The organism is Haladaptatus sp. AB618 (genome assembly GCF_024136965.1).
Lineage (GTDB): Archaea > Halobacteriota > Halobacteria > Halobacteriales > Haladaptataceae > Haladaptatus.
On sequence record NZ_JAMYJX010000002.1, the window covers coordinates 655,591 to 677,063 of the forward strand.

Genomic DNA, 21,473 nt, shown 5'->3' on the forward strand with positions numbered 1-21,473 from the left:
CTCTACTCGATGTCCTGGAGCGGCGAGAAGCCGTCCACGGGTGTCACCGAATAATCGACGGTCAGCGTGTCCTTCGTGGCGCGAATCTTGCCGACGAAGGTCGAAATCTCTTCGAGCGTGCCTTCGAGGACGAACAGTTCCATACAGTGGTGGTCACCGATGTGGCTGTGGAAGTTCGAGGCAACGAGTCCTTCGTGTTCGTGACGCAAGTGCATCATCCGCTCCTCGACGTTCGTCGTCTCGTAATCGAACATCACCGTGACGATGCCCATCAGTTCACGGTCTTCGAGCCTGCGGTCCTCGAACTCGCCGAGGAGGTTTCGACTGGCTTCGCGGACGACCTCGCTCCGTCCGGTGTAGCCGTGCTCGTCGGCGAATTGGTCGATTCTAGAGAGCAGTTCGTCGGGCATGGAGACGCTCACGACGGTCATGTATTAACTCAGCACCGGATCGCTATTAGAATCTTATTATCAGTACTCGAACGTGATCCGTTCTTCCGTCGGATCGACCGTCGCTTTGCCGCCGACTGGAATCGGGGCGACCGGCGCGGTGTGACCGAAGTCGAGGTCGAAAACGACCGGCGCATCCGGGTTGTACTCGCCGACGAGGTCGGTGATGGCGTCACGTTGGCGTTCGCGGTAGGCCGCGCGTTCTTCGGGTGGTCGCTGGTCCTCGACGGCCCGCGCTTTCGCCCGTCCGACGAGCACGGCCGAAAACCGCGAGAGCAGTCCGCGTTCGCCCATTCCCATCAGCGTCCAGCGAACGTCGAACTCGCTCGGCAGTTCCTCGGACGTTTCGAGCAGGAGAACCGCACCGTCGAGTTCCCCGACAGGGGGGAGATAGCGATTGACGGATAACTGCTGGTCGACGACGGCGAGACAGCCACCCCACGTTCTGCCCGTGACGGTTTCGTCCGCATCGACAGTGCTGCCGCCGCCGCGCCACTCCCATCCTGGATTCGGTTCCATTTCTCGACGTTCGTGGAGATTTTCGGGATCGTCCCAGTCCAGGTCCTCGTCGGTGAATCGCTCGGACGGGCGGAGTTCGCCGAACGAATCTTCGAACATCGCCCGCTTCAGATACTCCACGGTGTACTCGTGCATCGACCCCTGCATGGCGAACTCGGCGAAGAGACAACCGCCGTAAAACGAGACGATTCCCTCGTTCCAAAGCGCCATCTGGAGGTTCGTGTTGTCGCTGATGCCGTAGAACCGCGTCGGGTTCTCGTGGAGCACATCCGTGTCGAGGTGTGGCAGGATTCGAACTTGGTCGGCCCCGCCGATGACCGCGATGACGCCTGCGATGTCGGTGTCCGCGAAGGCGTCCATCACGTCCTTCGCCCGCGCTTCAGGGTGGTCGTACAACCACTCGGGGGATTTCGTCGCCGTCGGGAATTCGACTGGGTTCAGGCCGAATACCGATTCGAGGCGCTCCAGTCCCAATTCGTAGACGTCCGGGAACACCGTTGCGAGGCTCGTTCCGGGAGCGACGATGGCCACGTCGTCGCCCGATTCGAGTGCGGGCGGCAGGATGAAATCAGTCATGGGATACATGTCTCCGATGTGTCTAAAATAGCTTTCCACCCGTCAGTTACGGTTCCACTAACGGGCTATTAATCGAAAAATTTGCTGACAGAGCTATCCTAATTCGAACTTAATCGTGCCATAACAAAGAGTCGAAACGGTGTCCCTGTGTGTATGTCAAACCGCTCCGTGGACGGATTCGAGACGCGCCACGTGTGGCCGGCGCTCGCTCCGAATCGGGCGTGGTTGTTGGCGGCACTCGTCGGGGGGAAGACGCTCGACGCCGTGAGCACCATCACCGTCCTCAAACTCCGAACGGACGTCTTCGAATCGGTGTGGCTCACCCGGACGCTCATGGATCATTTCGGTATGGTTGCCGGGTCGCTCCTCACCCTCTTGTTCGCCGTCATCGGCGTCACCCTCCTCGCCGAGAGCGGCCTCCTTTTCGAGCGTGTATTTCCGAGTTCGTGGGTACCGACCGGCTACCCGGCCGCCTTCAGAACCACGATCTATCTCTCAGCAGGCGCTTGGTACTCTTTCCTCGGGGTTCACAACTTTCTGTTCCTGTTCTGAAACCCGTCCCGCACGACGGCGCTGAAACACCGATACATCGAAGTACCGCACGGACTGAAACTCATTCATGAGCACGGAAGACACGGACCCGGTACAGCACTCGGACGGAATGACGCGATTGACCTCCCCGATGCAGGAGTTCACGATGGGACAGGTGACGACCGGACTCGTCGTCTTCGTCATCGGCGCAATCCTCGTGTTCGGCGTTCCGCTCTTGATCTAAACTCGTTTCTGTCCGCTTCCCGTCGACAGTTCCGATGAGAGATCCGTGAAAAGAATTCTGTGTGGCGATCTTCCTTACGGCTGAGACGGGCTTACTCCAGTTCCCGAACGAGGACGTTCCGTAGCTCAGCGATTTCGTCCGCCGTGTAGCGGAGACCCTCGACATCGGCGTCGATTTGGAGGGTTCCCGAGTCGTTCGCCTCTCCGAGTTCGGTGACCGGGGCGACCCCGTCGAATGCTTCGACGACGGCGTCCGGATCGGTCGTCTCGACCACGGCACGACCGGGGAGTTCGCTGAACAGCGACTCGTGGGCGTCGACGTCATCGAGCGAAACCGTCGCCCCGGCGTCGTCCGACACCATCTCGGCGAGCGTTACCGCGAGACCGCCGTCGCTCACGTCGTGGACGGCGAGGGTGGCGTCTCCTGTCACGACATCGCGGAGGGTGGCGAGGCGTTCGCTCGCGTTCTCCGGAAGCGTCGGGAAGCGGTCGCTCCCGCCGACCTGTGCGAGGTATTCGGATCCGCCGAGTTCGGCGGCGGGTTCGCCGACGAGCAACAGGGTTCCCTCGCCTGCGAGTTCCGTCGGTGGTGCGTCGTACCCCTCCGTCGTCCCCGTCATCGCCAGGGTTGGCGTCGGCGGAATCGGGCCGCTCGGCGAGTCGTTGTACAGCGAGACGTTCCCGCCGACGACCGGCACGTCGAGTTCGGAACACATGTCGGCGAGACCGTCCACGATGCCCTTGAATCCGCCGTACACGTCCGGTTTCTCGGGATTGCCACCGTTCAGGCAATCGACCGCGGCGAGCGGCGTCGCGCCTTTGGCCGCGAGGTTGGTTGCGTTTTCGAGCGCGACCGCACGGGAACCGTCGTAGGGTGCCGTCGTCGTCCAGTTGGGGTTCGCGCCGGATGAGAACGCGAGACCGAGTTCGGCGCGGCGAATCGCGAGGACGGCCGAATCGTCGCCCGGAAGCACCGAGGTCCGCGTCTGGACTTCGTGGTCGTACTGGCGGTACACCCACGACTTGTTCGCACAGTTGGGCGACCCGACGACCGATTCGAACGCTTCGCGCACGTCGGCGTCCGGCAGGTCGCGGTTCGGTTGCGTCGGCGCTTCCGACGGGAGGTCGTTCATCGGCGCGCCGTCACCGAGGAACTCGGCGGGCACGTCCACGACCGTCTCGCCCTCGAACTCGCAGACGTAGTTGCCGTCGGTCACGTCGCCGATGACGGTGCAACCGAGGTCGTACTTGTCGGCGATTTCGGAGACCGCATCGACGTTCTCGGGACGCACTTCGTACACCATGCGCTCCTGTGATTCGGCCAGCAGGATTTCCATCGCGTTCATGTTCGGTTCGCGCTGGTGGACGCGGCCGAGTTCGATGTCGGCCCCGAGTTCGCCCTTCGCCACCAGTTCGCTCGACGCGCCACCGAGTCCCGCCGCGCCGAGGTCGCGTGCGGATTCGACGAGGCTCCCGTCAACGAGTTCCTCGTTCGCCTCGATGAGCAGTTTTTCAGTGTACGGGTCGCCGACCTGCACCGCCGGGCGGTCCTCCGTCTCCGCGTCCTCGCCGAGGTCCTCGCTGGCGAAACTCGCGCCGCCGAGTCCGTCACGCCCCGTCGAGTTGCCGACGAGCAGGAGTTTGTTGCCCGGTTCCTGCGCTTCGGCCGTGATGAGACGCTCCGCGGGAAGCAGTCCGACGCAGGCCACGTTGACGAGCGGGTTCCCCTCGTAGTCCTCGTGGAACTGCGTGCTCCCCGTCACCGTCGGCACGCCGATGGAGTTGCCGTAGTCGGCGATACCCTCCACGACGCCCTCCAGCAGGTAACGCGAGTGCTCGCGGTCGAAGCCGCCGAAGTAGAGGCTGTCCGCGAGCGCGATGGGGTACGCACCCATCGACAGCGTGTCGCGGACGATGCCGCCAACGCCCGTCGCCGCGCCGTCGTACGGATCCACGTAGGACGGGTGGTTGTGGCTCTCGATACCCATCGTGATGTAAGTGGAGTCGGCGTCGGCCGACGGAAGTTCGACCACGGCGGCGTCGTCACCCGGCCCGATGACAACGTCGTCGCTCTCGGACTCGAACGCCGACAGCAGGGGCCGCGACGACCGATACGCACAGTGTTCACTCCAGAGGTTCTCGAACAGCGCTTCCTCGGCCGATGTCGGGTCGCGGCCGAGTTCCGCGACGACCAACTCTCGGTCGGAGTCGTCCAAACTCATTCACTGGTTTGTACAAACAGGGCGGATTAATGCCTTTCCATGTGCACGAACGTGTGTGGATTCGGATGGCCGTGACGAATGACAGGAGCGTCTTCTACATCGAACGTGAGGATAGGTGGGTGAAGTCGTCGTGAACGTCCTCACGATCGTCGGGGGGAGGCTTTGGCAATCATAACCATGGGCACCCCGACGAACCGTTCTTCCTTCGTAACTTCCATTGTTCTTTTGGCCGGAAATATGTATAATCAAAACCGAGTTTGCGTCTGTCACACACGTTCGCTCGCGGTAGCGGGAGGTGGACAACGCTCCTTACAGTGGAACTACTCATAAACGAGGCATACGTTCAGGGGTTCGCGTTACGATTCGAGGAAACGTGGGGATGAATGAGCACAACACCCCACGCTTCGGGAGAAATTGCTGTTCGAGCGGGAACCGTCCGATTCCCGACAGTGACGTGATAGATTCGTGTACTTCGACCTACGGTACCACCCCCAACGATGTATATTGGTCACGCTCCTGGTTAAGGAGATGGCTTGCTAATTCGGAATCAGGGGAAGACGACGAGCAAAAGTTGGACGTTCGTACCGTGGGGGACGACAGTACGACGTGTCCTCATACACGAATACACGTCGATACGACCGTCACGTCCGCGTGTTCGATACTGACCTCCTGAAACGCACGACGGAGCGTCGTTGTCGCGTAAGTCAGACCGGTTGACGCCAGTCGCCACCGACGTACTGGAACCCTTCCCGCACCCGTCCTTGACTGGCCATCACCAGGCCGATGAAAAGGACGACGGCCGGTGTTGTCGCGTACGTCACCGCTTTCAACGTTAGGTTCTCGAGACCCGTTCGTGTATCTGCCATCATACTAGTGAGCAGAAAATCTCCCGGCAAATACTTTGTGTTACAATGTCATTCCGCGCGAACTCGGTCGCCGCTGGGCGAACAAGGGCACGCGGAACGTATTCGGCGAGCGATCACAACGGCTACAAACTGATTATGGACGATTGATTTATTTTTGCCCGTATTTTGGACAACTCTTGTGGAAGTATTCCATTTTGCAAGTACGATGTTCTCTCGACAGCCCTATTTCACCACAATACCTAAATATGGTGTGGGGCGTTGTATCTACTGCAATGACGATCGGAGAAGGAGGGGATGAATAGGACCCGTACCGCCGACAAACATCGATGCCTATGATTGCATGAAGCGCGAGTGACCGTTTTCACCCACCACTCGATGGGCGATGCTGCCTCCATCGCCCCTCTCTCATGCGCCAGAGTAGTTAATTCATGATTCCTCTCTAGAAGAAACTGAGTTCACGATGGAGCTACGGCGTTTTTCGTAGATCGACGACCATCGACGACGGACCGAGTTGCTTTTCCCGACGTACTGCGAACGTTCCCTCGTGCTATCGGTCGAGTTGCATTGTCATTCCGCACTTTCCCACGATGGTCGTGATCCGGTCGAACTGCTCTTGGAACAAGCCAAGGCAGTCGATTTGGACGCCATCGCCGTGACCGACCACGACGAAATCGAGGCGAGCCTCGAAGCCGCGAAACTCGCACCCGAATACGGACTGGTCGGCATCCCCGGTATGGAGATTACGTCACGCGCGGGCCACGTCTTGGGGTTAGGTATCGAAGAACTCGTTCCGCCGGGTCTCTCGTTCGGCGAGACGCTCGACAGAATTCGAGAGCAGGGTGGCGTCGCCATCGTTCCTCACCCGTTTCAGAAATCCCGGAGCGGCGTCGCCGCGAACATCACGGGGAAGAAACTCGCGGAGGCCGACGCTATCGAGGTGTACAACTCGCGCCTGTTGACGGGACGTGGCAACCGGCGAGCGCGGTCGTTCGCCAGCGACCACGGCGTCCCGATGACGGCCGGAAGCGACGCCCACATCAGCGAGATGGTCGGGCAGGCGGTGACGGAAATCGACGTGAACACGCGCGACAGGCGGGCCATCCTCGGTGCCATCGTCGATGGCCGGACGGAGGTCGACGGGAAACGAACGCCGTGGCGGATCAGCTTTCGACAGGCCGCAGGCGGCGTGAAACGGCGGATTATCAACCGCGTCGGGCACTATCTCTGATGCAGGGGGCATCGACCGACGTCGTTCGTCGAGCTATCGACACGGCCGACGCGCTTCCGGGCGGTAACGGGTTTGCAGGCGAGGTGGACGGGCGTCTCGTCCGCGACGTGCTGGGTCGCTATCCACTGTTCTCCGAGGAGGATGACCCGACGACGTGGAGTCACGACCCGACCGACCTCGAGTCGCCGAACCCGGTTCCGGCGGGTTGTGCCCGGACGATAACCGACGAAATCGGTGACGACGGGAACGACGACGAGCGACTGTGGGACCTCCCCAGTCCGGAACCGTTCGAGGGCGAGGCGGATGCCGTTTCTGCGATTCGGGAGGCCATCGAGGGAAGTCTCGGCGACGTGTCCGGCGACGGTCTCGCAGTCGCGTTCTCGGGCGGGGTCGATTCCGCCGTCGTCGCCAGCGCGTTCGACTGCCCGCTGTACGTCGCTGGCTTTCGCGACAGTCACGACGTGGAAGCCGCGCGCACCGCGGCCGACCTGATGGACCGTGATCTACGGATCGTCGAGGTCTCACACGAGGACATCGAGCGTGCGGTTCCCGAAGTCGCTCGCGCCATCGGGCGGACCAACGCGATGGACGTGCAGATCGCGTTACCCCTCTATCTGACCGCCGAGCGAGCGCGGGCGGACGGCTACGACCGACTTGCGGTGGGACAGGGCGCGGACGAACTGTTCGGCGGATACGAGAAAGTCGCCCGTGCGGACCACCGCGTCGAGGCGGAGACGGTACGCGGTGCGGCCCGCGAGACGATCCGAACGCTCGCCGAACAGTTGCCGCGGGACATCCTCACGCTCCGTGCCGCTGGCGTGGAACCCGTCGCACCGCTTCTCGACGACCATGTCGTCCGGGAAGCGCTTCGGCTACCTGGGTCGATGCTCGTTTCGGACGACGTCCGAAAGTGGACGTTCAGACGGTCCGCTCGGGCGTTCGTTCCGGACGAAATCGCAACGCGGGACAAGAAGGCGGTGCAGTACGGCAGCCTGGTCGCACGTGAACTCGACCGCCTCGCGCGGCAGGCAGGCTACAAACGACGAATGGACGATCACGTGACGAAGTACGTCCGCTCCCGTCTCGAATCGGCCGATCAGTAAAAGCGCTTGCGCGACTGCGGACCGAGTTTCTGCTGGAGCCACGATTCACGGTAGCCGATGCAGTGACCGCCGCAATCGGGGCACATCTGCCGGTCGAGTTCGTACGATTTCCCGCACGACTTGCATTCGAACCGCGTCGAATCACCGCTCCCAAATTTCAGACTGACCCGGCTGACAAATCCCATTCTCGATTTGTTCGACAACTAGCAGTGTCATTATTATCCGGCGAATAATGTCGCCGAAACACCGTTTCTCGTGGGATAAGATCCCTTACTTCCACTCATTCAAAGGAAATGTCAATGGCGCGTATCGAACAGGTTTGTTTCCCCTCAGTGTCGGGGTGAAACCACTTGTTCGCTTCCGCAGTCGGGACAGAGTTTCCGGTCACCGTCGAACGCTTTGCCACAGCCGGTACAGACGTACGTCGGTCGCGGGTCGTCGTCGCCGTCCTTGTCGGTGCCGAGCAGACGATCAATGATACTCATGAACTGTGGAATTCACCGTATAGACCTTATTATACACCACCTAATCGGTTCTACTGCTGGAATTCGACGCGCTCGATGGCCTCGATGCCGAGCGTGACGACCTCCTCGGTCACCGCCTCGTGCGTCCGCAGGTCGTCCGGCGAGAACCATCGCCAGCAATCGGCCCTTCGTTCGTCGTCGTCGGGAGCAAGGTCTCGGTTTACCGCCTCGCCGTAGTAGACGAAGTCGATGTGTTGGTGGGCGACTTCCCCGTCGAACTGGTCCACGTCGTAGAGCATGATGTGTTCCGCGGGCGCGAGTTCCCGACCGAAGTCGGCCGTCACGCTCGTTTCGGGTTCGAGCAGTGTCACCTCCAAGCCGGTTTCCTCGCGAGTTTCGCGCAGGGCCGCATCGCGCGGCAGTTCGTCGCGGTCGAGGTGACCGCCGGGCGGGAGAAGCATCCCGAGCCGTTCGTGGTCGTGAAGCAAGCACTCGCCGTCGTTCACGACGTACGTGGTCGCGGTGAAGTGGCGCGTCGTCTCCATACGCAAAAGGAATTCCGGGGTCGGTTCACCGTTACGGTCGTGTGATGATGGCGATCATTTCTCCAACCGAATCTCGTCCCCGATTCCGATGTTGAACACGTCGTCGCCGCGTCCCTCGTTGACCGCGAGTTCGACGTTTCCGTGGCTGCCGACGGTCACGAGTCGCTCGCCGGGTTCGACGTGGGCGTAGGCGGGTTCGACCGGCGCGGACTGGCCGTTGACCGAGAGTTCGTCAACGCCGTCGAGAAAGTCGCCCGGAACGTTCGTGATGGCGTTTCCGAAGTCGTCCACGACGAGTAGTTCGCCGACCGCCGAGTCGTCCTCCACGGTTGGCTCCGGGAACCGGAGGTCCTCGAACGCTTCCGCGGGTTCGATATCGTCGAGGGTTTCGAAGTCCTCGATTCCCGCCTCGTGAATCCTCGCGGCGGCGGGCGCGAACACGTCCCGTCCGTGGAAGGTCGCGCTGTCCGCGTCCCCGTAGGAAACGCGGAAGACTTCGAACCCGTCGGCGTCGGACTGTTCCGACTCGGCGAGTTCGCGGGCGACCGGGAGCAGAACGCCGTTGTCCGGGCCGACGAGGGCGTGGCCCCCTGCTCGAACTGCGAGCGCCGCGCGGTCGGTACCGACGCCGGGGTCGACGACGACGAGGTGGACGGCGGGCGGAAAATAGGGAATGACTTCCCGAAGCCAGAACGCGGTCGTCCGAACGTCCTGTCGCGGGAAATCGTGGGCGACGTCCACGAGACGCGCATCGCTGTGCTGGAGCAAAACGCCCTTCATCGCCGCCGGGTACGGCGTGCCGAAATCGGACGAGAGGGTTATCATATCCCGTTCGAATCCGAGTCGCTGACCTGTTGGATACGGTCGATGCCGCCGATTTCCTCGACGATTTCGACGACGGGGTCGGGAACGAGTCGCTGCCAATCGCCGCCTTCGACCATCCGATCGCGTACCTCGGTTCCCTCCAGCACTTCGCGGTTGAACATGGGCGATTGGCGCACCTCCACGCCTGCTTCCTCGAACAGGCGGATGACGAGTGGGTTGTTCGAGTAGGCCACGTCGAAATCCGGGCTCATGCTCTGGACATGACTGACCCAAACGGAGTTCCTGTCCAAGTCCTCGATGGGAACGGCGTACGTCACGAGGTCGGAATCCACGAGGGATTTGGTTATCATCATGATGCGTTCGCCCGCCGTGAATGGGTCGTGACGGCTGTGTGAGTCGCCCGCGCTCCCGATGCCGAGGACGAGTTCGTCTACTTCCTCGGCGATGGTCTCGACCACGTTGTGGTGGCCGTTGTGGTAGGGTTGGAAGCGCCCGATGTAGAACCCGCGAGTCATGATAGATTTGTCGTGTAGCGTTTTTATAAGAGTGACGAGTCGCTCGTGGGGCGGCGTTTCGTGAGTTCGTGTTCTACCACCCTTCGTTTCGTTCGTGCGTTCGCGTTCTCGATTAACGGCGCGGATGGTTTGAAGGAGATTTATCTTCCCCGATTCCTTCTATTCGTACGTTTGACGGGCTGAAATGGAGTGGGACGGAACACAGGGAGGGAGAAAGTATATCAGTTCTCCAGCCATGTTTTCAACTACACAAAACGAATTCTATGAGTAACGACACCGATGCTTCACCACCGGAGCAAGAAGCCGAGCAAGAAGTCGACCGCCTTGGGAGTGAGGTGGACGCCCAGGTCGCCGACGATATTGCAGAGGACGATCTGCTGGGTGGGTTGGAGATAGAAAGTACGGAAGAGGTCGAGATTCCGGATCGACTGGTCGACCAGGTCATCGGGCAGGATCACGCCCGAGATATCATCCTGAAGGCGGCGAAACAGCGCCGCCACGTGATGATGATCGGGTCGCCGGGGACCGGGAAATCGATGTTGGCGAAGGCGATGAGTCAGCTCCTCCCCAAGGAGGATCTGCAAGACGTCCTCGTCTATCACAACCCCGACGACGGGAACGAACCGAAGGTTCGGACCGTTCCCGCCGGAAAGGGCGAACAAATCATTGAGGCGCACAAGGAGGAGGCCCGCAAGCGCAACCAGATGCGCTCGTTCTTGATGTGGGTCATCATCGCCATCGTGGTCGGCTACGCGCTCCTCATCGCGGGCAAGCCGCTCCTCGGAATCCTCGCTGCGGGTGTCATCTACCTCGCGTTCCGCTACGGGTCGCGTGGCACCGACGCGATGATTCCGAACCTGCTGGTCAACAACAGCGACGTCACCAGCGCGCCGTTCGAGGACGCGACGGGTGCCCACGCGGGTGCGCTGCTGGGCGACGTGCGCCACGACCCGTTCCAGTCCGGCGGAATGGAAACGCCGAGCCACGACCGCGTGGAACCCGGAGCCATCCACAAGGCCAACAAAGGTGTCCTGTTCGTGGACGAGATCAACACCCTCGACATCCGCTCACAGCAGAAGCTGATGACCGCGATTCAGGAGGGCGAGTTCTCCATCACCGGACAGTCCGAACGCTCGTCCGGTGCGATGGTTCACACCGAACCCGTCCCGACCGACTTCGTGATGGTCGCGGCGGGGAACCTCGACGCGATGGAGAACATGCACCCGGCACTCCGCTCGCGTATCAAGGGGTACGGATACGAGGTGTACATGGACGACACCATCGACGACACGCCGGAGATGCGCCGGAAATACGCGCGCTTCGTCGCACAGGAAGTCGAAAAGGACGGTCGGCTCCCGCACTTCACGGACACGGCAGTCGAGGAAATCATCCTCGAAGCCCAGCGCCGTGCGATGCGGAAGGACCACCTCACGCTCAAACTGCGTGACCTCGGTGGACTGGTGCGTGTTGCCGGTGACATCGCTCGCGCGGAGGACGCCGAGAACACCACGCGCGACCACGTGCTGCAAGCGAAACAGCGCTCGCGCTCCATCGAGCAACAGATCGCCGACGACTACATCGAACGCCGGAAGGACTACGAACTCACCGTTTCGGCGGGCGACGTGGTCGGCCGCGTGAACGGTCTGGCGGTCATGGGCGAGGACAGCGGTATCGTCATGCCCGTCATGGCCGAAGTCGCGCCGTCGCAGGGTCCCGGCAAGGTGATCGCCACCGGGAAACTGCAGGACATCGCCGAGGAGGCGGTGCAGAACGTCAGCGCCATCATCAAGAAGTTCAGTGACGAGGACATCTCGGAGAAGGACATCCACATCCAGTACGTCCAATCCTACGAAGGCGTCCAGGGTGACTCCGCGTCGGTGACGATGGCCACGGCGGTCATCAGCGCGCTGGAGAACATCCCCATCGACCAGAGCATCGCCATGACCGGATCACTGTCGGTGCGCGGCGACGTGCTCCCTGTCGGTGGCGTCACGCACAAAATCGAGGCGGCCGCGAAAGCGGGCGTCCAGACGGTCATCATCCCGAAGGCCAACGAGCAGGACGTGATGATCGAGGACGAGTACAAGGAGATGATCGAAATCGTCCCCGTCTCGCACATCAGCGAAGTCCTCGAAGTCGCGCTCACGGGCGAGTCCGAGAAGGACAGCCTCATCAACCGGCTGAAGGACATCACCGGCCACGCCCTCGACCGCAAGGTCGGCGGCACCAAGCCCGGTAGCAACCCGAGTCCGCAGTAGCGGGCGAACGAGAATTCGTTTTTTCCGTTCTCCGACACGAGCAGCGACCGCGTCGCCGTAGTAGATAGTTTTTCACCGTCAGCGTACGAACACGAACGTGAATGGTCACGCCGAACTGGAACGCGTTCGCAGGCGTCACCCTCATTGTCCTCGTCGTCCTCATCGCGCTGGCTCGCGCCTCGCAGGCCATGTTCGTCGGGGAGGACGAAGACGGATGGGAGGAATCCGAGGCGAGCGTCGAAACGCCCGACCGACGCGTACGGAACGGCGGGGACGAATGGGGTGAGGACGAACGGAGCAGGAACGACGACGAACGGGACGACGACGACCAGGATGCCAACGAATCGAACGTTTCCACTTTCGAGAACCAGGGCCGCCGACCGACCGACGTTTCGTCGCCGATTCCCGACGAACCGTTCCCGGCCGTCGAGTCTCCGACTCCAGTGGAGGATTTCACGCCGGGGACGCTGCTGGTCAACGTCGCGCTGAGTCAGGGACTGTTCGGCGTGATACTCGTCGTCGCCGCCGTGCTGACCGCGATTCCCGCCGACGCGCTCGGCGTGGGGAGCGTGACGGCGACCCAGTTCGGCGTCGGGGCACTTCTCGGGGTGGCGCTCTACGTCGCCAACGAATTCGGCCAGCGAGTGGTCGACGCGGCCGGAATCGAGTACGAGGACAGCCTTCGGGAGATGCTCACCCCCGATTCGGTGCGCGGGTGGATCGTTTTGCTCGTTCTCGTCCTCCCGATCATCGCGGGGTTCGAGGAACTCCTGTTCCGGTCGTCCCTCGTGGGCGTATTCGCCGTCGGCTACGGCATCTCGCCGTGGTTCCTCGTCGTCGCCTCGTCAGTCGCGTTCGCTGTCGGCCACGGCGCGCAGGGTCCGGCCGGTGTGCTCGTCACGGGAACGCTGGGTGCGGCGCTCGCCAGCGCGTTCGTCCTGACGGGAAGCATGGTTGTGGTCGTGGTCGCCCACTATCTCGTCAACGCGCTGGAGTTCGCGGTTCACGCCCGCGACGATTCGTCGAGATAGTCGGCGAACACGGATACTGCACGCTCGTAGGAGGTCGGAGGAGCCGAGAGAATCGGGAAGCTCGCTTCCGTGTCACGGAGCGGTGCGCTGTGCTTACCGCTCTTCGCTGTTCTCGTGAGCGTAGCGAACGGGTGCCAGAGGAACTACCGTTCCTCGCTGTTCTCGTGAGCGACGGAGGAGCGAACGAGAGCCAGAAGCGCTACCGTTCTTCGCTGTCCAGCACGCGGATCTGGTCACCGCGCACGGTGACGGGAATCGGGACGGTGGCCTCGTACAGCTCGACCGTTACCTGGTCCTTGCCCTCGTCGATACGCTGGACCTGGGCCTTCTCACCCTTGAACGGTCCGGCGATGAGTTCCACGATGTCCCCTTCCGCGATACCCTCCACGTCGGGCGTCGGGGAGAGGAAGTGCTCCACTTCGGAGATGTTGCTCTCGCCGGGGACCATGCTCCGCGCGTGGGGGATTTCCTCCAGCACGCGGTCGATGACGCGGTGGTCGTCGGCCTCGACCATGACGTAGCTGGTGAGCGCGTCGGGCGCGAGGACCGCGTGAATCTCCGGCTCCTCGCGGTTGATGATCATGTCCGCGACTGTACGTTCCTGACTTGCCGTGGTCTTTACTGCGTAGATAGGCATTTGTTCTCCTATACGGGGGCGGCGTTGATGAAGCTCATGATGGCGAAGATCACGAACCCGAGCAGTCCAACGAGCAGAATACCGGCACCGGCAATCTGAGCGATCTTCGAGAACTCGTTCCACGACGGCGTGCTCGCCAATTTGAGCACCCGCAGGTACGACGCGAGGTCAAGCTTAACGTCCATTGTTGGTTGTGCTTGGCCATCGGGCTTTTTCTATCTTACTACAGAGGGATGAGAGCGAAACGTGGTTGGGACACGTTCGAGGGGGGATCGGTCGAAACGGCATCGAAGCTCGTACCGAACTCGTCTCGATTTTTGTGAAAACCCACGGCTCTCCGCCACAAATCCGAAAAACGAAGAAGAGATTATTCGACGTAGTCGATGTCTTCGGCCTGCTGTTGGGCCTTCGCCTGTGCCCGTTCGGCTTCGTTGCGGCCGTAGATCTGTGGTGATTCGACGCCGGTGACGACGATCATGGTGCGCATGGTGCCGTCGAGGTCCTCGTCGATGGAGGTCCCCCAGATGATGCGGGCGTCGGGGTCGATGCGGTCGTAGATCTGCTCGACCACGCCTTCGGCCTCCTCGATGGACATGTCGTTGCCACCGGTGACGTTGACGAGCGCGGATTTCGCGCCGCTGATGTCCACGTCGAGGAGCGGCGAGCGCAGGGCGCTCTTGACCGAATCCTGTGCCTTCTGGTCGGAGTCGCTCTCGCCGAGACCGATCATCGCCACGCCGCCTTTCTCCATGACGGTGCGAACGTCGGCGAAGTCGAGGTTGACGAGGCCGGGCTTCGTGATGAGCTCCGTGATGCCTTTCACCGAGCGCATGAGCACTTCGTCGGCGACCTTGAACGCCTGTTTGACGGGCAGTTTGCCCACCGAGTCGAGCAGGCGGTCGTTCGGGACGACGATGACGGTGTCGCTCACGTCGCGCAGACGCTCCAGACCGGCCTCCGCGTTGGTGCGTCGGACCTCGCCCTCCGCCGTGAACGGCGTCGTGACGATGGCGATGGTGAGCGCGCCAGCCTCGCGCGCGGCTTTGGCGACGACCGGGGCGCTCCCCGTGCCGGTGCCGCCGCCGAGACCGGCGGTGACGAACACCATGTCCGAGCCTTGAATCGAGTCGTAGATTTCGTCCTGACTTTCGAGGGCGGCCTCCTCGCCGACCTGCGGGAGCGACCCGGCACCGCGCCCGCTCGTCTTCTGTTCGCCCATCAGAATCTTGGTGTCCGCCTCGATTTCGACGAGATGCTGAACGTCGGTGTTCGCGGCGACGAGTGACGCCCCGTGAATCCCCTCTTCGGCCATTCGGTTGACCGTGTTCCCGCCACCGCCGCCGCACCCGACGACGGTGATGTTGGTTTGGAGTTCCTTGAGTACGTCCTGTAGTTCCTCGTCGGTCATTGTCCCGGAGAGACTAGTGTCCTGCGAGACACCACCGACCTGCGATTGGGGGGCATCCTGTTGTTGCCCTTCCGCCTCCTCAATGGCGTCTTCAACGATTGAATCCATCCTTGAAGCTTCTTTTACGAACGCACATTAATTATCTTTCCCCTCTGGGCGACGGTTGTCTGACTCATATCACTCCACCGTGAAAAAAAGCTATAAGCACTGATTCATTCCCGGGATTCACCGAACGGGGAAGACGCGTGTCCGTTCGGTTTGCACCTCGCCGGGTGGAATCGTCGTCCCGTTCACCTCCACCGCGACCCCGGACGAGAGCTTTCCGAACGCCGGACCCTCCGGAACGCCCAATTTGCGAGCCTTCTCGGGATCGAACCCCACGTCACGCACGACGATTTCGTCCCCGTTCCGGCTCACATCGTCGTACTTTCCGTCGAGCAGTTCGACCAGTCCGTCGATGACGGCCTCGAAGTCCGCCGTATCGAGAACCGCCGCACGCCCGGCGACCTGCGTTCCTCCCTCGTCGGTTTCGAACGCGACCGTCCGCGCCGCGACGAGTTCCGAGACGGCGTCCCTGTCGATTCCCGTAACGGCGTCGAGCAGTTTCCCGGGGAGCGAAACGATTTCGAACGGCTCCGTTGCGGGCATCTCACGCGCTTTCTCGCCGAACCGTAGCCCCGACTCCACCGACGACAGTTCCGACTCCAGTTCCTCGACGAGCGCGAGCGGAACGCCCGACACTTCCCGGACCCACGTCTCGCTCACCACGCGGTAGCCAAGGTCGGCGACGACCTCGGCGATGTCGTCCGTTTTCCCTTCGCAGACGGCGTACTCCGCACCGCTTCGCTCGAACACCTGTCGGATCGTTTTCGGATGTGCCTCCGGCAATCCCAACGTTTCGAGGTTCCAGTCGGACGCGATGTGTCCGACCGCCCAGTCCGTTTCCCTGAGTATTCGCTCGAATCGCGGGGCGTAGTGGCCCCCGCCGAAACCGACCAGTTGGCGCTCCCGGTGGGGGGCGACACCGCGCAGGTCGAGGATGGCGCGGGCGACGGCGCGGGCCGCATCGGGGTCGCCCCACTGTTCGTCGTCGCTTCCCAGTTCGACGAACATCGAGGGAACGCCGACTTCGCTCGGCCCGTGGTGGGTGCACTCCATTCCGACGTCGTACCCCTCGGGCGCGTGCTCGTCGAACGCTTCGAGCAGTCGTGCGTGGGCGTTCGGACAGGCCTCGGCCACCGTTCTGTCGGTTCCACCGAACTCCGCCGGGCCGAAGTTGCCCGTGAAGTGGCCCGTCAGCAGCGGGCCGGTGTCCCCCGAATGGCGCGAGGCGAACACGAGCATCTCAGGGTCCGAAAACGGTTCGGCGGCGTCCTCGATGTCGAGGTGGAGCGCGTCGAATTCCCGCAGTTCGAACCCGTCAGTTCGGTAGTAGGTGCCACCACCCTCGGCGTCGGGGCGGGATTCGTCTTCGTGCACGTTCCACTCAGTTTCGGAGAGCAGGAACTCGCCGATGTGTTCGGAGGCGTAATCGGCCCTGCTGACGACGACGGCAATCACGAACGACCCTCCGAACGCACGGCGAAAAAGTCCGTCGAACCCGGAAAGCGTTAAGCCCGGGGGGAAAGTGTGTTCGACCATGAAGATTCTCGCTCCAGTCGATGGCTCCGAATGTAGCATGCGCGCGCTCGACTTCGCCATCGAGTTCGCACGACGATACGATGCCGACCTGAGCGTCGTCCACTTCACGGACGTTCGCGGGGAGGATACCGACCGGTTGCAAACGCGGATCGACGAGAAACTGGCCGACTCCGGGGTCGAGAGCGACACGTCCGTGTCGGTGGACGTCCACCTCGCGAGCCTGAAGGTGTCGGACCGGATCGGAAAGGACATCATCGCCGTGGTCGAGGATGACGACTACGACCACGTCGTCATGGGCCACCACGGCACCGGACGCATCGGGGCGTTCCTCCTCGGAAGCGCCGCGAAGACCGTCCTCGAATCGTGTGACATTCCCGTGACGACCGTTCCCTGATGTCGTTATCTGTGGTTCTTTCGTCGGACGAATTCGGCCAAAAAATCACATCCGGCGCAGAGGGAACCACTTAATTAGAGCCATTTTGAAAATACCACCACGATGACCCCGCTATCCACAGTTTCGATGGCAATTCTACCACCAGTGTGGGAAAATTCCCTCCTGCTTCTCGCATCGTTTCTCCTACTCCTCCTCGGCGCGGAGGTGTTCACCAACGCGGTCGAGTGGCTCGGCCGCCGACTCGGCGTGAGCGAAAGCGCGACGGGGAGCATCCTCGCGGCCGTGGGTACCGCGCTCCCCGAGACGATGATCCCGATCATCGCCGTCTTCGGGAGTGGCGGCGGGACGAAGGCCGCCGAGGAAGTCGGCGTCGGTGCCATCCTCGGCGCGCCGTTCATGCTCGCCACCATCGCCATGTTCCTCGTCGGGGGCAGCGTTCTCTACTTCGGGACGCGCCGGACACACGGTCAGGAGATGCATTTCAACGAGAAGTCCACCCGCCGAGACCTCTCCTTTTTCCTCGTCGGCTACACGCTCGCGTTTCTCGCCGCGTTGATTCCGAACGACACGATTTCCCACGGCATCGGCGCGGTGCTCGTCCTCCTCTACCTGTTCTACCTCTACCGTTCGCTCAAGAGCGGCGAACTGGTCGAGGGAGAGGACTTGGAGGACCTGCATCTCGGATTGATGATCGAGGGAGTCATCGACCGTTTCCCCGGACGGAACACGGATAGAAATCACTCCGGCAACCCTCACTCGATCCTGGTCGCGGTGCAGACGCTCATCGCGCTCGGCCTCATCATCGGCGGCGCGCAGGTGTTCGTCTCCCAGACGCAGTGGGTCTCCGAGGAGGTGCTCGGCATTCCGACGGCCATCGTCGCGCTCCTCATCGCGCCGCTGGCGACCGAACTCCCCGAGAAGTTCAACAGCATCATCTGGATATCCCGCGACAAGGACACCCTCGCGCTCGGGAACATCTCCGGTGCGATGGCGTTCCAGGGGACGCTTCCCGTCACGTTCGGCATCCTCTTCACTTCGTGGGACCTCAGTCTTTCGTGGGGAACATCGGGATTCCTGAACGGACTCTCCGCGATCCTGGCGATCGTCAGCGGCGGCCTGCTGTACCTCCGGGCACGCCGAATCAACGGGAAGAAGATGACGGCGCGACCGTTCCTCGTCGGCGGGTTGTTCTACCTGCTGTTCATCGCCATCGTCGTCTACCACGTCGTGGTCCTCGACGTCGGCGGTATCGCAGGTCACTGACCAGTCTGGTCAGATGGAATAGCTTAATTGACCCCCATCGGAACTACAATCCATAATGTCTCTTCCAGTCACAGGCTATATGCCGCCGCTCGCGCTTTCGGAGTCGTGGACGAAAGGACTGTTACTGCTCGCGTCCTTCGGTCTTCTTCTACTGGGTGCGGAGGTGTTCACGAACGGCGTCGAATGGCTCGGCTATCGCCTCGGAATCTCCGAGAGCGCGACGGGGAGCATCCTCGCCGCGATGGGAACCGCGCTCCCTGAGACGACGATTCCAGTCATCGCGATTCTGAAGGGTGGAGAAGGGGCTTCCGACGTGGGGGTCGGTGCCATCCTCGGCGCGCCGTTCATGCTCGCCACCATCGCCATGTTCCTCGTCGGGGCCAGCGTCTACTACTTCGCCGACCGCCGCTCCAACGACACCGACCTTCAGTTCAACCAGGGGTCGACGAAGCGCGATTTGACGTTCTTCCTCATCGGCTACTCGCTGGCGTTCATCGCCGCGCTCATCCCCAAAAGCACCGAAATCGCCACGATTCCGATCCGCGACTTCATCGCCATCTTCCTCGTTCTGCTGTATCTCGGCTACCTCTATCTCTCTCTTCGGGCAGGCGAACTCGCGGACGACGACGACATGGACGACCTCCACGTCGGATTGGCCGTCGAAGGAATCCTCGAACGGTTCGGCAGCGGACCCGACAAGGACCACAGTTCCGATCCGCACTTCGTCCTCACGGCGCTTCAAACGCTCATCGCGCTCACCTTCATCGTGATCGGTGCTCGGTTGTTCGTCGATCAAGTGGAGTGGGTATCGAGTTCCATCGGAATCCCGTACGCCATCGTCGCGCTCATCATCGCACCCATCGCGACGGAACTTCCGGAAGCGTTCAACAGCGTCCTCTGGTTGGCACGTGACAAGGACACCCTCGCGCTCAACAACATCACCGGCGCGATGGCGTTTCAGGGGACCTTGCCCGTCACTCTCGGTATCCTGTTCACCCCGTGGAACCTGAACCTCACGTGGGGGACGCCGGGGTTCCTGAACGCGATTTCCGTGCTGTTCGCCATCGCCGCCGGATGCATCGTCCTCTTCCGTGCACGGCGCGTCGGCGAGGGAGACTTCAACCCGACGCCGTTCCTCGGAAGCGGCGCCTTCTACGTCGTCTTCCTCGCACTGGCGGTCTACTTCGTCATGCTCGGGGCGTAACCGTCCCCCGATTCGTACACCTCTTGTCCATTCGACCGTCCGATTAAGTCCCTCCCCTTCCTTTTGCCGCCATGAACGTTTACGGACTGCTCGGCAACCCGGTGGGTCACTCCCGTTCCCCGCCGATGCACGAGGCCGCGTACGACGAACTCGACATGGACGCCCGCTACGTCACCTTCGAACCGGACGCTATCGCCCCGGCAATCGAGGGCGCGAAGGCGCTCGGAATTCGCGGACTGAACGTCACGATCCCGTTCAAAGAGGACGTCCTCGCGCACGTCGACCCCGATTCGCTCGCCGGACGCATCGGCGCGGTGAACACCATCGATTTCTCAACATCCCCACCGACGGGTCACAACACGGACGCGGCGGGTGCGCGGCGAGCGTTCGAACGGCACGACGTTTCACTCGACGGGAAATCCGCGGTCCTCGTCGGTGCGGGTGGCGCGGCGCGAGCGGTCGCGTTCATGCTCGCCGACGAGGGTTCGACCGTCGCTATCGCCAATCGGACCGTAGCGCGCGCGACGTCGTTGGCCGATGCGGTGAACGGCGTCGGTGGCGAGGAAACCGCGACGGCACACGGGTTGGACGAACTCCCGGAACTCGTTGCGGACGCGGACGTGCTGGTCAACGCGACGAGCGTCGGGATGGACTCGGACGAGACGCCCGTTCCCGCCGACGCGCTCCACGCCGACCTCGCGGTAATGGACGCCGTGTACAGCCCGCTCGAAACGCGCCTGCTCCGCGAGGCGTCCGCGCGGGGGGCGACGACCATCGACGGCGCGTGGATGCTTCTGTTTCAAGGGGTCGTCGCATTTGAACTATGGACCGGTCGAGATGCACCGGTCGAGCGGATGGACGCCGCCCTGCGAAGACGGCTTTAAGTGAAGGGACTTTGTACAGTCCTGTAATGGGGCTTATCACACGGCTGAAATCGCTGCTCGGTCTTGGCGATGAGCGGTCGAAAACGCGCAACCGTGACAACGGTGTGACAATCGAGCGTGAACCGACCGAGACGAGAGCACAGCCCGACGTGGAATCAGAGAAAGCAGTGAAAATGTCCGAGGAGTCCCCCGCGGAAGACACGACCGTTTCGACCGAGGAGCCGGTCGATACGGGGGAACCGACCGACCATATCGAGGAGGCAGAGCCAGACACAGCCACTGAACCAGACACAACCGCTGAATCCGAGACGACTGCGGAACCAGACACGGCCGCGGAACCGGCGGAGGCGACCGGACCGTCCGCCGAAGCTGGGCAACCGGCACAGACCGAAGCAACCGAACCGGAACCGGAGCCCGACGCTGTTTCGGACGAGGAGGAAGTCGGTGAACCGGAAGCGGACGAAGAATCGGAAGCTGACGAAGAACCGGAAACGGTTGAAGAACCAGAACTTGACGAAACAGTCGAAGAAACGGCGGACGAATCGGAGTCCGAACCCGAACCCGAACCCGAGGAAGAGCCGGAGACCGTCGAACCCGAACCCGAACCCGAGGCCTAGTAATCGATGCCGAAAACACAACTCCAACGCGCTCGCGCCGGGGAGATAAC

General features: G+C 62.1%; 24 protein-coding genes. 11 read left to right on the forward strand and 13 right to left on the reverse strand.

From position 1 onward, the window contains the following. Nucleotides 1–2: 2 nt before the first annotated feature. Nucleotides 3–431, reverse strand: coding sequence for a CopG family ribbon-helix-helix protein (locus NKF26_RS10215; protein ID WP_253228259.1), 429 nt, complete (start codon nucleotides 429–431; stop codon nucleotides 3–5). Nucleotides 432–470: 39 nt separating this feature from the next. Next, nucleotides 471–1,544 (reverse strand): S66 peptidase family protein, encoded by a 1,074-nt coding sequence (locus NKF26_RS10220; protein ID WP_253234262.1) that lies wholly within the window; start codon nucleotides 1,542–1,544, stop codon nucleotides 471–473. Nucleotides 1,545–1,697: 153 nt separating this feature from the next. Here NKF26_RS10220 and NKF26_RS10225 point away from each other — a divergent pair, with 153 nt between their 5' ends. Both NKF26_RS10225 and NKF26_RS10230 read left to right on the forward strand, forming a co-directional pair. Then, complete coding sequence (locus NKF26_RS10225) at nucleotides 1,698–2,096, forward strand: hypothetical protein (RefSeq protein ID WP_253234263.1); 399 nt, start codon at nucleotides 1,698–1,700, stop codon at nucleotides 2,094–2,096. 67 nt (nucleotides 2,097–2,163) lie between these two features. Further along, nucleotides 2,164–2,319 (forward strand): hypothetical protein, encoded by a 156-nt coding sequence (locus NKF26_RS10230; protein ID WP_253228256.1) that lies wholly within the window; start codon nucleotides 2,164–2,166, stop codon nucleotides 2,317–2,319. 91 nt (nucleotides 2,320–2,410) lie between these two features. Here NKF26_RS10230 and purL read toward each other — a convergent pair whose 3' ends face one another. Together purL and NKF26_RS10240 are read right to left on the reverse strand one after the other, a co-directional pair. After that, nucleotides 2,411–4,540 (reverse strand): phosphoribosylformylglycinamidine synthase subunit PurL, encoded by a 2,130-nt coding sequence (gene purL, locus NKF26_RS10235; protein WP_253228255.1) that lies wholly within the window; start codon nucleotides 4,538–4,540, stop codon nucleotides 2,411–2,413. Nucleotides 4,541–5,244: 704 nt separating this feature from the next. Then, nucleotides 5,245–5,409, reverse strand: a complete 165-nt coding sequence (locus NKF26_RS10240) for a hypothetical protein (RefSeq protein WP_253234264.1) — start codon at nucleotides 5,407–5,409, stop codon at nucleotides 5,245–5,247. Nucleotides 5,410–5,950: 541 nt separating this feature from the next. Here NKF26_RS10240 and NKF26_RS10245 point away from each other — a divergent pair. Further along, nucleotides 5,951–6,634 (forward strand): CehA/McbA family metallohydrolase, encoded by a 684-nt coding sequence (locus NKF26_RS10245; protein ID WP_253228253.1) that lies wholly within the window; start codon nucleotides 5,951–5,953, stop codon nucleotides 6,632–6,634. After that, a complete protein-coding gene (locus NKF26_RS10250; protein ID WP_253234265.1) occupies nucleotides 6,634–7,737 on the forward strand; it encodes an asparagine synthase C-terminal domain-containing protein in 1,104 nt (367 codons plus the stop codon). Before NKF26_RS10245 ends, NKF26_RS10250 begins: the two co-directional genes overlap by 1 nt. On the opposite strand, the gene NKF26_RS10255 is transcribed toward NKF26_RS10250, so the two are convergent. The 5 genes from NKF26_RS10255 to NKF26_RS10275 form a co-directional block, all read right to left on the reverse strand. Next, a complete protein-coding gene (locus NKF26_RS10255; RefSeq protein ID WP_253228251.1) occupies nucleotides 7,731–7,922 on the reverse strand; it encodes a hydrogenase maturation nickel metallochaperone HypA in 192 nt (63 codons plus the stop codon). The two genes, NKF26_RS10250 and NKF26_RS10255, sit on opposite strands and share 7 nt — an antisense overlap. Before the next feature lie 144 nt (nucleotides 7,923–8,066). Next, a complete protein-coding gene (locus NKF26_RS10260; protein WP_253228250.1) occupies nucleotides 8,067–8,222 on the reverse strand; it encodes a hypothetical protein in 156 nt (51 codons plus the stop codon). 50 nt (nucleotides 8,223–8,272) lie between these two features. Continuing rightward, nucleotides 8,273–8,746, reverse strand: coding sequence for an NUDIX hydrolase (locus tag NKF26_RS10265; protein ID WP_253228249.1), 474 nt, complete (start codon nucleotides 8,744–8,746; stop codon nucleotides 8,273–8,275). A 54-nt stretch (nucleotides 8,747–8,800) separates the two neighbouring features. Further along, entirely contained in the window at nucleotides 8,801–9,571 is a 771-nt protein-coding gene (locus NKF26_RS10270) for an S-adenosyl-l-methionine hydroxide adenosyltransferase family protein (RefSeq protein WP_253234266.1), read from the reverse strand. Further along, entirely contained in the window at nucleotides 9,568–10,086 is a 519-nt protein-coding gene (locus NKF26_RS10275; RefSeq protein ID WP_066145149.1) for a nicotinamide-nucleotide adenylyltransferase, read from the reverse strand. Before NKF26_RS10275 ends, NKF26_RS10270 begins: the two co-directional genes overlap by 4 nt. A 263-nt stretch (nucleotides 10,087–10,349) precedes the next feature. On the opposite strand from NKF26_RS10275, the gene lonB reads away from it, so the two are divergent. Both lonB and NKF26_RS10285 read left to right on the forward strand, forming a co-directional pair. Further along, nucleotides 10,350–12,344 (forward strand): ATP-dependent protease LonB, encoded by a 1,995-nt coding sequence (gene lonB / locus NKF26_RS10280; protein WP_253228247.1) that lies wholly within the window; start codon nucleotides 10,350–10,352, stop codon nucleotides 12,342–12,344. A 101-nt stretch (nucleotides 12,345–12,445) separates the two neighbouring features. Next, the gene (locus tag NKF26_RS10285) at nucleotides 12,446–13,375 is read left to right on the forward strand and encodes a CPBP family intramembrane glutamic endopeptidase (RefSeq protein ID WP_253228246.1); all 930 of its coding nucleotides are present in this window, start codon (nucleotides 12,446–12,448) and stop codon (nucleotides 13,373–13,375) included. 199 nt (nucleotides 13,376–13,574) lie between these two features. On the opposite strand, the gene NKF26_RS10290 is transcribed toward NKF26_RS10285, so the two are convergent. The 4 genes from NKF26_RS10290 to NKF26_RS10305 form a co-directional block, all read right to left on the reverse strand. Further along, entirely contained in the window at nucleotides 13,575–14,012 is a 438-nt protein-coding gene (locus NKF26_RS10290) for a transcription elongation factor Spt5 (RefSeq protein ID WP_066143443.1), read from the reverse strand. A gap of 8 nt (nucleotides 14,013–14,020) precedes the next feature. Then, nucleotides 14,021–14,197, reverse strand: a complete 177-nt coding sequence (locus tag NKF26_RS10295) for a protein translocase SEC61 complex subunit gamma (protein ID WP_253228245.1) — start codon at nucleotides 14,195–14,197, stop codon at nucleotides 14,021–14,023. A 182-nt stretch (nucleotides 14,198–14,379) separates the two neighbouring features. Next, nucleotides 14,380–15,528, reverse strand: a complete 1,149-nt coding sequence (gene ftsZ / locus NKF26_RS10300; protein ID WP_253228244.1) for a cell division protein FtsZ — start codon at nucleotides 15,526–15,528, stop codon at nucleotides 14,380–14,382. 117 nt (nucleotides 15,529–15,645) lie between these two features. Beyond that, entirely contained in the window at nucleotides 15,646–16,980 is a 1,335-nt protein-coding gene (locus tag NKF26_RS10305) for a D-aminoacyl-tRNA deacylase (RefSeq protein WP_253234267.1), read from the reverse strand. A 79-nt stretch (nucleotides 16,981–17,059) separates the two neighbouring features. On the opposite strand from NKF26_RS10305, the gene NKF26_RS10310 reads away from it, so the two are divergent. The 5 genes from NKF26_RS10310 (at nucleotide 17,060) to NKF26_RS10330 (ending at nucleotide 21,423) form a co-directional block, all read left to right on the forward strand. Continuing rightward, nucleotides 17,060–17,455, forward strand: coding sequence for a universal stress protein (locus tag NKF26_RS10310; protein ID WP_253234268.1), 396 nt, complete (start codon nucleotides 17,060–17,062; stop codon nucleotides 17,453–17,455). Nucleotides 17,456–17,581: 126 nt separating this feature from the next. Next, a complete protein-coding gene (locus NKF26_RS10315) occupies nucleotides 17,582–18,718 on the forward strand; it encodes a sodium:calcium antiporter (protein WP_253228241.1) in 1,137 nt (378 codons plus the stop codon). Nucleotides 18,719–18,773: 55 nt separating this feature from the next. Then, entirely contained in the window at nucleotides 18,774–19,922 is a 1,149-nt protein-coding gene (locus NKF26_RS10320; protein WP_253228240.1) for a sodium:calcium antiporter, read from the forward strand. A gap of 71 nt (nucleotides 19,923–19,993) precedes the next feature. After that, a complete protein-coding gene (locus tag NKF26_RS10325; RefSeq protein WP_253228239.1) occupies nucleotides 19,994–20,806 on the forward strand; it encodes a shikimate dehydrogenase in 813 nt (270 codons plus the stop codon). A 26-nt stretch (nucleotides 20,807–20,832) separates the two neighbouring features. Further along, nucleotides 20,833–21,423 (forward strand): hypothetical protein, encoded by a 591-nt coding sequence (locus NKF26_RS10330; RefSeq protein ID WP_253234269.1) that lies wholly within the window; start codon nucleotides 20,833–20,835, stop codon nucleotides 21,421–21,423. Nucleotides 21,424–21,473: the final 50 nt, after the last annotated feature.

Bases quoted from the DNA above. Each gene is read 5' to 3' on its own strand.
- lonB (WP_253228247.1), top strand. From the start codon at position 10,350: ATGAGTAACGACACCGATGCTTCACCACCGGAGCAAGAAGCCGAGCAA.
- NKF26_RS10230 (WP_253228256.1), top strand. From the start codon at position 2,164: ATGAGCACGGAAGACACGGACCCGGTACAGCACTCGGACGGAATGACG.
- NKF26_RS10295 (WP_253228245.1), bottom strand. From the start codon at position 14,197: ATGGACGTTAAGCTTGACCTCGCGTCGTACCTGCGGGTGCTCAAATTG.
- NKF26_RS10270 (WP_253234266.1), bottom strand. From the start codon at position 9,571: ATGATAACCCTCTCGTCCGATTTCGGCACGCCGTACCCGGCGGCGATG.
- NKF26_RS10315 (WP_253228241.1), top strand. From the start codon at position 17,582: ATGGCAATTCTACCACCAGTGTGGGAAAATTCCCTCCTGCTTCTCGCA.
- ftsZ (WP_253228244.1), bottom strand. From the start codon at position 15,528: ATGGATTCAATCGTTGAAGACGCCATTGAGGAGGCGGAAGGGCAACAA.
- NKF26_RS10290 (WP_066143443.1), bottom strand. From the start codon at position 14,012: ATGCCTATCTACGCAGTAAAGACCACGGCAAGTCAGGAACGTACAGTC.
- NKF26_RS10275 (WP_066145149.1), bottom strand. From the start codon at position 10,086: ATGACTCGCGGGTTCTACATCGGGCGCTTCCAACCCTACCACAACGGC.
- NKF26_RS10240 (WP_253234264.1), bottom strand. From the start codon at position 5,409: ATGATGGCAGATACACGAACGGGTCTCGAGAACCTAACGTTGAAAGCG.
- NKF26_RS10255 (WP_253228251.1), bottom strand. From the start codon at position 7,922: ATGGGATTTGTCAGCCGGGTCAGTCTGAAATTTGGGAGCGGTGATTCG.
- NKF26_RS10325 (WP_253228239.1), top strand. From the start codon at position 19,994: ATGAACGTTTACGGACTGCTCGGCAACCCGGTGGGTCACTCCCGTTCC.
- NKF26_RS10330 (WP_253234269.1), top strand. From the start codon at position 20,833: ATGGGGCTTATCACACGGCTGAAATCGCTGCTCGGTCTTGGCGATGAG.
- NKF26_RS10285 (WP_253228246.1), top strand. From the start codon at position 12,446: ATGGTCACGCCGAACTGGAACGCGTTCGCAGGCGTCACCCTCATTGTC.
- NKF26_RS10220 (WP_253234262.1), bottom strand. From the start codon at position 1,544: ATGACTGATTTCATCCTGCCGCCCGCACTCGAATCGGGCGACGACGTG.
- NKF26_RS10250 (WP_253234265.1), top strand. From the start codon at position 6,634: ATGCAGGGGGCATCGACCGACGTCGTTCGTCGAGCTATCGACACGGCC.
- NKF26_RS10320 (WP_253228240.1), top strand. From the start codon at position 18,774: ATGTCTCTTCCAGTCACAGGCTATATGCCGCCGCTCGCGCTTTCGGAG.
- NKF26_RS10225 (WP_253234263.1), top strand. From the start codon at position 1,698: ATGTCAAACCGCTCCGTGGACGGATTCGAGACGCGCCACGTGTGGCCG.
- NKF26_RS10260 (WP_253228250.1), bottom strand. From the start codon at position 8,222: ATGAGTATCATTGATCGTCTGCTCGGCACCGACAAGGACGGCGACGAC.
- NKF26_RS10265 (WP_253228249.1), bottom strand. From the start codon at position 8,746: ATGGAGACGACGCGCCACTTCACCGCGACCACGTACGTCGTGAACGAC.
- NKF26_RS10215 (WP_253228259.1), bottom strand. From the start codon at position 431: ATGACCGTCGTGAGCGTCTCCATGCCCGACGAACTGCTCTCTAGAATC.
- NKF26_RS10310 (WP_253234268.1), top strand. From the start codon at position 17,060: ATGAAGATTCTCGCTCCAGTCGATGGCTCCGAATGTAGCATGCGCGCG.
- purL (WP_253228255.1), bottom strand. From the start codon at position 4,540: ATGAGTTTGGACGACTCCGACCGAGAGTTGGTCGTCGCGGAACTCGGC.